Here is a 10,365-nt window from a genome sequence, read left to right as displayed (position 1 = left end):
GGAAAGACGCTCGCGGATGTCGATGCCCAGGCAATCGAGGACTGGGACTACCTGCTCGCGACCGAGCGCAAGCTTGGGCCGAAAAGCCGCCGCAACGTCCTCTCAGGCTTCCATTCCTTCTTGCGGTGCCGGCGCGCCGCTCCTTTACGACAACCTCGATCGAGAAGTACGCGAAGCTCGAGCCCGCGACGATCGAGTCGGCGCTCAAGCGACTGAGAGAGCCGAAAGGCAACTGATCGAAGCGCCTCCCTTACCATCCCAGCAGCACGAACGACCAGGGACAATGAGGTGTCGAGCACGCCCGCTTTTCGACCGGCAGCAGGACGGTTGCGGCGATCGCCGGGCGAGCTGCTCGACGCAGCCCACAAAGTTCACTTCACTATGTGCATAACGACGAGGCCTCTCCGGTGTCGATGGCCATCAGCTCGACAGACATCCCGACGCTGCGCGAACGGTTTCAGGCGCTCCTCTCGGTCGCCGAATCGATCACCTCCTGTCGCGAACCCCAGGAGCTATTTCGCCGGTTGGCCGGCGAGCTGCAGAGGGTCGTGAGCTTCGACCGGATCGGTCTCCTCCTTTACGACGCCGAGCGCGGGGTCACGCAGGCGCAGGTGCTCGAGCCCGCAAACGCGGCTCCAGGCCCGGCGGAAGTGCGGGTCGGAGATACGCCGTTTGGCTGGGTCATCGAGTCGCAGCAGCCCCTGATCGTCGCCGACACCGCGGCCGAAACACGCTGGCCCGAGGCGATCACGCGCATCCGCGAGAGCGGCGTCGTGAGCATGTGCCTGCTGCCCCTCACGACCGCCCGTACGCGCATCGGCGCGCTGGCTTTCGGCCGTCGCAAGCCCATGACGTATGCGGGTGATGAGGTCGAATTTATGGGCGAGGTGGCGAAGCTCGTCGCGATGGCGATCGAGAACGCCATGGCGTTCGAGAAGATCGCGCAGCTCAAGAACAAGCTCGCGGAGGAGCGCCTCTACCTCGAGAGCGAGATCAAAACCGAACACCCGTTCGAGGAGATCATCGGCAACAGCTCCGCCCTCCGCCGCGCGCTCCAGCAGGCGGAGGTCGTCGCATCGACGGACTCGACTGTGCTCCTGCTCGGGGAAACCGGCACCGGCAAGGAGCTGCTCGCGCGCGCCATCCACGACCGCAGCAACCGTCGCGAACGCACGTTTGTGAAGATTAACTGCGCCGCCATTCCGTCGGGTCTCCTCGAGAGCGAACTCTTCGGGCACGAGAAGGGCGCGTTCACCGGCGCGATCGCACAAAAGGTTGGCCGCTTCGAGGTCGCCGATCGCGGCACGCTTTTCCTCGACGAGGTCGGCGAGATCCCGCTCGACCTTCAGCCGAAGCTGCTGCGCGTCCTGCAGGAGCATGAGTTCGAGCGCATCGGCAGCACGAAGACCATCAAGATCGACGTGCGCCTGATCGCTGCGACGAATCGGGATCTCCGCCGGATGGTGGAGGAGCACCGGTTTCGCGACGACCTCTACTACCGTCTGAACGTCTTCCCGCTCCACGTGCCGCCGCTGCGCGAGCGCCCGGAGGACATCCCAGCGCTCGTCCGGTATTTCGTGCAGCGGCTGGCCCGCCCAATGAACCGGCAGGTGGAGGTCATCCCCGCCGAAACGCTCGATGCGTTGTGCCGATATCCGTGGCCGGGGAACGTGCGCGAGCTCGCCAATCTCGTCGAACGCGCGCTGATCCTCTCCCCCGGCCGGACCCTCGAAGTGCCGCTTGACGAGCTCGGACCTCGCGATCCTCCCGTGGCCAGCGAGGAGAAGGACGACGCGACGCTGCAGAGCGTCGAACGGGAGCACATCCTGCGCGCTCTTGAGGAGGCAAACTGGGTGCTCGGTGGTCCCAAGGGTGCCGCTGCGCGTCTGGGGATGAAGCGCACGACCCTCCAGTACCGCATGCAGCGACTCGGGATCACGCGCGCTCGGTAGTCCTGCCGGGATTCGGCGAACGTGCCGGACCCCCGGCACCGGCTTCGGCGCCGGAGAGGCGCGCGTCTTCCTGTTGGTCCGATTTGCCTCCCCGCGCTCGGCACGCGCCTTGCGAGGTGGCCGGCATGCACCGCGTCGCGACCCAGCAACCGCACGGCTTCACCACCTACCAGAAGCTCGTGATCGGCGTGCTCGCCTTCCTCCAATTCAGCATCGTGCTGGACTTCATGATCATGGGTCCGCTCGGGGCCCTCCTGATGCCGGCCCTCTCCATCTCCACCCGTCAGTTCGGGCTCTTGGTTTCCGCCTACGCCTTCTCGGCCGGCATCTCGGGCTTCCTGGCCGCGGGCTTCGCCGACCAATTCGATCGGAAGAAGCTGCTGCTCTTCTTCTACACGGGCTTCATCCTGGGGACGTCGCTGTGCGGGATCGCCACGACCTACGGGTTCCTCCTGTTGGCGCGCATTCTCACGGGCGTGTTTGGCGGCGTCATCGGATCCGTCAGCATGGCGATCGTCGCGGACATCTTTCCGTTGCAGTCGCGCGGCCGGGTGATGGGCTTCGTGCAGAGCGCCTTCGGCGCCAGCCAGGTGCTGGGCCTGCCCGTGGGCCTCTGGCTCGGAAACCGGCTGGGATGGCAAGCGCCCTTCTTCCTAATCGTCGCCGTGAGCGCGTGCGTGGGCGCGGTCATCCTGGCAAGGCTCCAGCCCATCACCTCCCACCTCGCGGCGCAGACCACCGAGAGTCCCCTGGCCCACCTGTCGGCGACAGTCCGCCAGGGCCGCTATCTCCGGGCCTTTCTGGCCACCATGTTCCTCGCCACGGGTGGCTTCATGCTCATGCCCTTCGCGAGCGCCTTCAGCGTCGACAACCTCAAGATCGATCTGGACCACCTGCCCTGGGTCTACCTGGCCACCGGCCTCTCCAGCTTCATCGCCGGGCCCCTGTTGGGAAGGCTTAGCGACAGGATCGGCAGGTACCGCGTGTTCTGCTTCGGATCCCTAACGGCCATCGCGTTGGTACTGGTCTATTGCCGGCTCGGCGAAACGCCGCTCGGATGGGTCATCGCCATTAACATCCTCCTCTTCGGTGCCGTCAACGCGCGCATGATCTCGAGCCAGGCGTTGGTCTCGGCCGTCCCGGACCTGGCCGATCGCGGTGCCTTCATGGCCACGAACGGCTCCATCGCCCAGCTTTCAGGGGGTCTGGCGGCCGCCGTGGCGGGCCTCATCGTGGTGCAGCATCCGGGACACCCTCTGGAGCGCTACGACGTGCTTGGGTCGGTGGTCGCGGGCGCCGGCCTGCTGACCATTGCCCTCATGTACCCGATCCAGAGGATGGTCTCGGCCAGGCAGGTCGAGGGCCAAGCGGGTCTGGACTTCGGTCGCACGCAGCCGGGCGGCGCAGGCGCGGGCAAACCCTCCGGGTCTCCCGCCGCGCGCTGAGAGGGACGGCGGGACCTCCGTCCTCTGGACCGATCACACGAAGACGAGACGGGTCTCCCGATGCGGCACGCCGGCTCTCGACGCGGCCTGGTGAAGCGTGCCGGGGCTCGGCACGAATGCCGGACGCCGGCACCGGGTCCGGCACGAGGCGCCGCGGCGCCTCCTCTCGCGGCGTCTCGCCGCCGCTGCGCCGGGCACGCGTCTTGCGAATGCGAGTGGCCCATGTCGACTCGATTCTCACCAGCCTTCGCCGCACGCGGATCGCCATCGTCGACGCGCGTGTTTGTAGGGAGGACAAGTCGTGGCAGTCACGCCTCCGATCCAACGTTTCGACCACTGGACCCTCGTCGCGCGGGATCCCGAGCGCTCGCGACGGTTCTACACCCAGGTTCTCGGTGCCGAGGAGCTGCCGCTCGGCGAGGGCTTCCTCTCGGTGCAGCTCGCCGGAACGATCATCGACCTCTTCCCCGCCAACGACGCCCCCTGGCCCGGACAGCCGGCGCCCGGAAGCGGCGGGCAGCACCACGCCTACGTCATCGCCCTCGCCGACTACGACAGGTGGCTCGCACACTTCGCGGCACACGGCGTCCCGACGCGAGGGATGGCACACGGGCTCATCCGCATGTCGATGTACGTCGACGATCCGGATGGCTACCACATCGAGCTCACCGTCCCGTTCGAGGACCGCGTGCTCGCCCGGAGCGAGATCATCAAACGCGGATTGGAGGCAGGCATCGAGCGCCGTCCTCCTTGGGAAGCGATGCGAGGGGAGTCCCGCTCGGAGCGGGACTGAAGGCCGCGGGACGAGGGACCCGCGCGATGATCGGTCACTGGGCGGCTCGCTGCAGGCCGATCCGCCAGCAAGGACGCCGAGGAGGATCCACCATGAATCCGCTGAGAATCGCCATCATCACTGGCAGCACGCGCCCGGGCCGCAACAGCGAAGCGGTCGCACGCTGGGTGCATCGGATCGCGCAGCAGCGCTCCGACGCGCAGTTTGAGCTCGTCGACATCGCGGACTACAAGCTTCCGCTGTTCGACGAGCCAATGTCGCCCATGTTCGGCAAGTACACGAAGCCGCACACCCGGGCGTGGTCGGAAAAGATCGCGTCCTTCGACGGCTACGTGTTCGTGACGCCTGAGTACAACCACGGAATTCCGGGCGCCCTGAAGAACGCTCTCGATTTCCTCTACCACGAGTGGAACAACAAGGCCGCGGGGTTCGTGAGCTACGGCGGCGCCGGCGGTGCGCGGGCCGTCGAGCACCTGCGGCTCGTGGCATCGGAGCTCATGCTCGCGACGGTGCGCGCCCAGGTGATGCTGTCGCTCGTCACCGACTTCGAGCACTTCAGGACCTTCAAGCCGCTTCCGCACCACGAAGCGGAGGTCGCGACGATGCTCGACCAGGTCATCTCCTGGGCGACCGCGCTCAAGGCCATCCGCGTCCAGCGGCCGGTCCGTGCGGCTGATGCCCAGTCGGCCGAGGCGATTTGAACGAGAGGCGAGCCCGATGATCGCGGCGAAACCGTACGGGACGATCCAGTACCGGGAGGTCAACGGCTGGCGAATGGCCTACATCGACGAGGGCACGGGCGAGGCGATCGTGTTCCAACACGGCCAACCGGCGTCTTCGTACGTGTGGCGCAACGTCATGCCCCACGTCGAGGGCCTGGGCCGGCTGATCGCATGCGACCTCATCGGTATGGGCGGGTCGGAGAAGCTCATCCCGTCGGGTCCGGATCGGTATGGCTACGCCGAGCACCGCGACTTTCTGTTCGCGCTGTGGGAGGCGCTCGAGCTCGGCGATCGCGTGGTCCTCGTACTGCACGACTGGGGGGCCGCGCTTGGGTTCGAGTGGGCCCGCCGGCATCCCACGCGCGTGCAGGGCATCGTTCACATGGAAGCCATCGCGGCGCCCATGCGCTGGTCGGATCTCCCCGAGCCGGCCCACGCCTTCTTCCGAGCGCTCCGTTCGCCGGGGCGAGCGCCTGGTGTTGCAGGACAATGCCTTCATCGAGATTCGGCTCCCGGGTGCCGTCATGCGACGGCTGACCGACGAGGAGACGGCAACCTACCGGAAGCCCTTCGCGAACACGGGAGAGGGCCGCCGGCCGACGCTGTCGTGGCCCCGCAGCTTGCCGCTCGACGGCGAGCCCGCCGACGTCGCGGCGGTGGTGAGCGAGAACTTCCGCTGGTTGGCCGAGAGCGAGGTGCCGAAGCTGTTCGTCGCTGCCGAGCCCGGCGTCATCGTCCGCGGCCGCGTCAAGGAACTCGTTCGCACGTGGCCCCACCAGACGGAAGTCACCGTGAAGGGCCTACATACCTTGCAGGAGGACAGTCCCGACGAGATCGGTGCAGCGATCGCGGACTTCGTCCGGAGGCTCAGAGGCCCCGTCCGCTCCTAACGCACATCTCAACAGACAAAGGCATGCCGCGAGGAGGGTCGACGATGAGCGTATCGAGGTTGGCATATCTGGGCGTGGACGCGACCGACCTTGGCGCATGGAAGAGCTTCGGCACCGAGGTTCTCGGGTTCGAGATCGGCACCGACAGCCGGGATCGGCTCCTGTACCTGCGCGGCGATGAGCGACATCACCGGCTCAGCATCCACGCCGGCGCCTCCGACGATGTGGCCTACGTCGGGTGGGAGCTCGCGAATCATGAGGCCCTGGAAGCCACGGCGAGCATGTTGGAGAGCCAGGGCAGCGAGGTGCACGCCGGAAGGTCCGACGAGCTGGCGGATCGGCGGGTGCTCGAGCTTGCCTACTTCATCTGCCCCTACACCGGCGTCCGGATGGAGCTCGCGGTCGGCAACGAGGTTTCGCTCTACCCGCGCTTCACGTCCACGCGCCCCCTGTCCGGCTTTCTCATGGGGGAGCTGGGTCTGGGTCACGTCGTTCTGCTGAGTTCAAACGTCCAGGCAGCCGCGGCCTTCTACGTGCGCGCGCTGGGATTCGGGATCTCCGACTACGTGATGGCTCCAGACGGCGCTCCGGTGGGAACCTTCCTCCACTGCAACCCGCGTCATCACTCGTTGGCCTTCTTTTCCGTGCCGATGTCGCCGCGCAAGATCCAGCACCTGATGATCGAGACCCAGTCGCTCGACGACGTCGGAACGAGCTACGACCTGTGCCTGGCGCGGAAGATCACGAAGTCGTCGTTGGGGCGACATCCCGACGACCGAGGGCTTTCCTTCTACTTCCGGAATCCGTCTCGGTGGCTCTTCGAGTACGCATGGCAGCTCCGGTCGATCGATCCCGCGAGCTGGACGACGGAACGCTACGTGATGGGGGGCGGCAATGGCTGGGGACATGCGGGGCTCTTCAGCGCGGACGAATAGCGGGTCGGTGGCAGCATCCGAAGGCGAGTGGCAGCCGTTCTCGCCCTGACCTCGAGCAGTCGGGCACCTTTCGCGAGGCTCCAATCGCGCGCCGTCTCTTCGAAGGCGCGTCTCGCTGACCCACGCGCCCGGAAGTGCTGAACGGATCCGGCGAACGTGCCGGATCCCGGCACGGACTCGGCACAGGAAGGTGCGGCGCGGCTTCTAGACCTGTTTCAGCTCGGTTTCGCTGCCGCTCCGGTCGGCACGGGCCTTGCGATGCACACAGGCATGCTCCGCATCACGACGCTGCACGAAGGCGACGCGGTGGTGCTCCGAATCGAGGGCCAGCTTCAGGGCCCCTGGGTCGACGAGCTGCGCCACTGCTGGCAGTGCGCGCGCGAGGCGAGCGGAGACAAGGCGGTACGGATCGAACTCGTGGACGTTCGCTTCGTCGATGCGGCGGGAAAGGCGCTCCTTACCCGGATGCATCGCGCCGGCACCGAGCTTCTCGCGACCGGCGTTCTCACCACGGCAATCCGCGACGAGATCGTCGCGCGGGGCGGCGACGGAGGCTGACCCGATGAACTTCGTGGCGCTCAAGATGCTGATCGGCGACCGGGCGAAGTACCTCGGGATCATCTTGGGCATCACCTTTGCCTCGCTGCTCATCACCCAGCAGGGGGCGATCTTCATCGGCCTGATGACGCGCACCTACGGCGCGATCACGGACCTGGGGCAGCCCGACATCTGGGTAATGGATCCGAAGGTGCAGTTCATCGACGACATCAAGCCGATGCAGGACACGAAGCTCCTGCGCGTGCGTGGCGTGGAAGGCGTCGACTGGGCGGTGCCGCTGTACAAGGGTTTGCTCAAGGCTCGGCTCTCAGACGGAAACTTCCAGAGCGTGAACGTGGTTGGCCTCGACGACGCGACCTTGGTCGGAGGACCGCCGGAGATGGTGGAGGGCACGATTGCCGACCTTCGGCGCGCCGACGGGGTCATCGTCGACGTCGTGGGCGCCGACGACAAACTCGCGAAGCCGCCCGTGGCGCCGGGCGGCCGCAAGACACCCCTCGCGATCGGCGACGTGCTGGAGATCAACGACCATCGCGCCATCGTCGTCGGGATCTCGCGCAACACGCGCACCTTCCAGTCTCAGCCCGTGGTCTACACGACCTACCTGCGCGCGCTCACCATCGCACCGCCGGAGCGGTTGCTCCTTTCCTTCATCCTGGTGAAGGCCAAGCCGGGCCAGGATCTCGAAGAACTCTGCACGCGCATCACGCGCACGACCGGCCTCGCAGCCTACACCCGCGATGGCTTCGAAACGCTCACCGTGAACTACTTCCTCAAGTACACGGGTATTCCCATCAACTTCGGCATCGCAGTGGTGCTCGGCTTCATCGTCGGGACGGCGGTGGCCGGCCAGACCTTCTACAACTTCACCCTCGACAGCATCCGCCAGTTCGGTGCGCTGAAGGCCATGGGAGCGCAGAACGGGACCTTGCTGCGCATGATCCTGCTCCAGGCCGTGATCGTCGGGCTGATCGGCTACGGGCTCGGCGTCGGCGCCGCCTCAGCAATGGGGTTTGCGACCCGCAACACCGAGCTCGCGTTCCGCATGCCGTGGCAGCTCCTGCTGGCGAGTGGCGGCGCGGTAGCCGTGATCTGCGTGCTCGCGGCGCTCCTCAGCATCTGGAAGGTCGTGCGGCTCGAGCCGGCGATCGTCTTCAAGGGGTGATCCATGAACGCAGCGGTCGAAGACGTGGCGGTCTACTGCCGGGGGGTCACCAAGGCGTACGGATCCGGCGAGGCGCAGGTGACGGCGCTGCGCGGCATCGACCTCGACGTGCGTCGAGGCGAGCTCCTGATGCTCGTCGGGCCCTCCGGATGTGGCAAGACAACCCTGATCTCGGTGATCGCGGCGATTCTCGACCAAGACGGCGGCGACGTTCACGTCCAGGGCCGCGATCTCCGCACGATGAGCGCGCGCGAGCGCGCGCGTTTCCGCGGCGAGACGATCGGTTTCGTATTCCAAGCGTACAACCTGCTGCCCGCGCTCACGGCCGCCGAAAACGCGGCGGTGCCGCTGCTCATCCAGGGCATGCCCCGTGCGCGGGCGCTCGCGCGGGCGCGCGAGGTGGTCGACGCCGTCGGGCTCGGTGCGCGCGCGAACGCGCTGCCTGCGCAGCTTAGCGGAGGGCAGCAGCAGCGCGTCGCGATCGCACGCGCTCTGGTCCACGAGCCGCGCATCATCGTCTGCGACGAGCCGACCAGCGCGCTCGATCACGAAAGCGGGCAGACCGTGATGGAGCTGCTGAGGCGGGTCGCCCAGAGCGCCGAGCGGGCGCTCATCGTGGTCACGCACGACGCGCGCATCTTCGGCTTCGCCGATCGCATCGCTCACATGGACGACGGCCGCATCGAGAGCATCGTCGACCAGCGCGGCCGCGGAGAACAGCAATGATCCGCAAGTACATGCTCCCGGTCCTCGCGGTCGTCGGCGTCGCCTTCGCCGTCGCGACGGTTGTTCGCGGCAATCAGCCGAAGCCTGTCGCCGAGCCGGTAGCGCAGCCTGCACGCGCGCCCTTCGAGAGCTTTGTGGCGGGTTCGGGCATCATCGAGGCCAGCACCGAGAACATCGCCGTCGGAACGCCGGTTTCCGGAATCGTGATGGAGATCTACGTCAAATGGGGCGACCACGTCCGCGCTGGCGACCCTCTCTTCAAGATCGACGACCGAGACCTTCAGGCCAACCTGCTGGTCGCGGAGGCGAACGTGAAGGAGGCCGAGGCCAATTTGGCGCAGGCCAAGCACCAGCTCGGGCGAGCCGAGAGCGTGCCGGACAAGCGCGCGATCAGCGTCGAGGAGCTGCAGAACCGCCGCGATGCCGTGGGAGTCGACGGAGCCGCCCTCGAAGCGGCGAAAGCGCAAGTGGAGCAGACCCAGATCGAGATCGCGCGCCGGACGATCCGAGCCCTCGTGCCGGGGGAAATCTTGCAGATCAAGACCCGGCTCGGCGAGTTCGCCCAGGGGGGCGTGCTGGCGACCCCGCTCATGCTGCTCGGGGACGACACCCGGCTGCACGTCCGCGTCGACGTGGACGAGAACGATGCGTGGCGCTTTCGGCCGGGCGCCGCAGCGGTCGCGTTCGTCCGCGGCAACCCGGACCTGAAGACGACCCTGCGCTTCGAGCGGTTCGAGCCGTACGTCATCCCGAAGCAGTCGCTCACCGGCGACACGACCGAGCGCGTCGACACGCGGGTGCTGGAGGTGATCTACAGCTTCGACGAGGGTGCGCTTCCGGTCTACGTCGGCCAGCAGATGGACGTGTTCATCGAGGCGCCTCCCCTCGAGGCCGTGCGGGCAAAGCAGCTCGCGGGGAATGCGTCATGACGAGAACCGGCGCACTGAGGGCGGCGCTGCTGGCACTCGCCGTGGCAGGCTGTGCCGTCGGTCCCGACTATCACGTGCCTCTGGTGGAGGTCCCGGCACGCTGGAGCGAGGCCCCCGCGATGGGCGAAGGCGCTCCGGAGACACCCTCCCGCTGGTGGACCGTGTTCGGGGACGAAGAGCTCGATTCGCTGGTCGACCGGGCGGTCCGAGCGAACCTCGACGTGCAGAACGCCGAGGCCCGCGTGCGCGA

10 protein-coding genes and 1 pseudogene are annotated in these 10,365 nt (G+C 67.1%); all 11 read left to right on the top strand.

Features of this window, described 5'->3' with window-relative positions:
- Positions 1-413 precede the first annotated feature (413 nt).
- Positions 414-1,952, top strand: a complete 1,539-nt coding sequence (locus tag VMS22_12350) for a sigma 54-interacting transcriptional regulator (protein HXJ34815.1) — start codon at positions 414-416, stop codon at positions 1,950-1,952.
- 125 nt (positions 1,953-2,077) lie between these two features.
- Positions 2,078-3,397: an MFS transporter gene (locus VMS22_12345; protein ID HXJ34814.1), complete on the top strand. Its 1,320-nt coding sequence runs from the start codon at positions 2,078-2,080 to the stop codon at positions 3,395-3,397.
- 301 nt (positions 3,398-3,698) lie between these two features.
- On the top strand, positions 3,699-4,190 hold the full coding sequence (locus VMS22_12340) for a VOC family protein (protein ID HXJ34813.1): 492 nt from the start codon (positions 3,699-3,701) through the stop codon (positions 4,188-4,190).
- A gap of 92 nt (positions 4,191-4,282) precedes the next feature.
- A complete protein-coding gene (locus VMS22_12335) occupies positions 4,283-4,891 on the top strand; it encodes an NAD(P)H-dependent oxidoreductase (GenBank protein HXJ34812.1) in 609 nt (202 codons plus the stop codon).
- Between the two features lie 16 nt (positions 4,892-4,907).
- Positions 4,908-5,802: pseudogene (locus tag VMS22_12330) on the top strand (haloalkane dehalogenase).
- A 44-nt stretch (positions 5,803-5,846) separates the two neighbouring features.
- Complete coding sequence (locus tag VMS22_12325) at positions 5,847-6,737, top strand: VOC family protein (GenBank protein HXJ34811.1); 891 nt, start codon at positions 5,847-5,849, stop codon at positions 6,735-6,737.
- A 156-nt stretch (positions 6,738-6,893) separates the two neighbouring features.
- Entirely contained in the window at positions 6,894-7,295 is a 402-nt protein-coding gene (locus VMS22_12320; protein HXJ34810.1) for a hypothetical protein, read from the top strand.
- A gap of 4 nt (positions 7,296-7,299) precedes the next feature.
- Positions 7,300-8,460, top strand: coding sequence for an ABC transporter permease (locus tag VMS22_12315; GenBank protein ID HXJ34809.1), 1,161 nt, complete (start codon positions 7,300-7,302; stop codon positions 8,458-8,460).
- 3 nt (positions 8,461-8,463) lie between these two features.
- Positions 8,464-9,186: an ABC transporter ATP-binding protein gene (locus VMS22_12310; GenBank protein HXJ34808.1), complete on the top strand. Its 723-nt coding sequence runs from the start codon at positions 8,464-8,466 to the stop codon at positions 9,184-9,186.
- Positions 9,183-10,115 carry an efflux RND transporter periplasmic adaptor subunit gene (locus VMS22_12305; protein ID HXJ34807.1) on the top strand — a complete coding sequence of 311 codons (933 nt, stop codon included), beginning with the start codon at positions 9,183-9,185 and terminating at the stop codon, positions 10,113-10,115. Before VMS22_12310 ends, VMS22_12305 begins: the two co-directional genes overlap by 4 nt.
- Positions 10,112-10,365, top strand: a 254-nt coding sequence (locus VMS22_12300; protein HXJ34806.1) for a hypothetical protein, incomplete at its 3' end; no start/stop codon positions are given. The genes VMS22_12305 and VMS22_12300, both read left to right, overlap by 4 nt.

The sequence above is a fragment of the Candidatus Eisenbacteria bacterium genome, assembly GCA_035577985.1.
GTDB lineage: Bacteria > Desulfobacterota > Binatia > DP-6 > DP-6 > DATJZY01.
This window is presented reverse-complemented; position numbering and strand designations above follow the sequence as displayed.